A 1,364-nucleotide genomic window follows, 5' to 3' on the forward strand; every position below is an offset into this window, starting at 1 on the left:
ACTTTTTTGATTTCTTTAGAAGAAAAGAAATCCATATATCCTTTAACAAAAGTAATCTCATTTCGAGAATTATAAATATTCTTTTCTATTGATTTAATATCAGAAATCCCTAAACCAGTAGAGGTGACTTTACAAGAATAACCACTTTTTGCTAAAGCTTCAGAATGCCAAAAAACAGCATTTGCTGGTCCTCCTGCTTGGGAGGGATAAAAACACAACAAGGGAAAATAAAGATTCATTAGAAAAAGTTTCTTTCAGTTTTCATTTTTTCAAAATGAGTTTTATCCCTGAAAGCAAATGTCACAGCAGGATTCCCTCCGGCTATCCCTAATGGTGGAACATCTTTGATCACCACAGCACCAGCTTGAATAATTGCGCCTTCGCCAATATTTACTCCACCCAAAACAATAACCTTAGAACCCATCCAAACAAAATCTCCGATACTTACAGGTTTGGAAATATTAGTAGAATCATATGGGATACTAGCTCCTTTGTAATTATGATTACTTGAAATAATGAGACAATCATAGCCAGAGTGAAAATATTTACCTATACGAACTTCACCGACACCATGAATTTTGAGACCATTCAGATTTGAAAAGTCACCTATATATGTATGGGAATTTACTGAACTAAAACCATTAACAATCAACCTTTTAGGCAAATTAATTAATTTTCGCCTTACCATCCATGTGAAAATCAAGGAAGTCATCTTTTTGTAATGCTTATAAATTTTTGAAAGCATTGACTAGTTTAAATGAATAAAGAACCGTTATTAATGCAAGGAGAAACCACGACATTGCATATACAAGTGAAGCAAAAACAAGGCCTTGCCTTTCAAGAAAATAAAAATTCAAAAACAAACTACAAAGAAGGATAGGAATTATGGGATAAGTAAGTACTAAATTTTTCTTATTATATTGAATGATTGGAGAGAAAATCCAATACGTAATTTGAAAAAATATACCTAAAACAAAACCAAAAAGTAAAAACTCTCCATCTATAAAATTCGATCCAAGAATAAAATACATGAAATTATCCATAAAAACATAAAAAAAGGAACATACAATAGCAAATAAACCCAATAGACTAAAACTATATTCTAAAATATTTCCACTAGTTTTGTTATCGGCTAAATAATTAAAAACCCATGGAAACCAAGCTGCACTAAAAGAACTTCCTAAAACTTGAAGAACAGATGATATTTGAAATACACCCACGTATAGCCCTACAGCTTCAGATCCTAAAATATCATTAATTAAAAACCTATCTATAAGTGCAAACGAATAAATCATTATACCATTCAAAAATAAAGGAAACGAATATTTTATTCCTTCTTTAAAATAGGTTATATTATAAATAAC

2 protein-coding genes and 1 pseudogene are annotated in these 1,364 nt (G+C 30.4%); all 3 read right to left on the bottom strand.

What is annotated here, in order from left to right:
• Positions 1 to 239, bottom strand: a pseudogene (locus B0E43_RS22685) (hypothetical protein); the annotation flags it as partial.
• Positions 239 to 745, bottom strand: a complete 507-nt coding sequence (locus B0E43_RS22690; protein ID WP_077353704.1) for an acyltransferase — start codon at positions 743 to 745, stop codon at positions 239 to 241. The gene B0E43_RS22690 and the pseudogene B0E43_RS22685, both read right to left, overlap by 1 nt.
• On the bottom strand, positions 726 to 1,364 hold a 639-nt coding region (locus B0E43_RS22695; protein WP_139352859.1), incomplete at its 5' end, for a lipopolysaccharide biosynthesis protein. The genes B0E43_RS22695 and B0E43_RS22690, both read right to left, overlap by 20 nt.

It is taken from the genome of Algoriphagus sp. A40, from assembly GCF_002002735.1.
GTDB lineage: Bacteria > Bacteroidota > Bacteroidia > Cytophagales > Cyclobacteriaceae > Algoriphagus.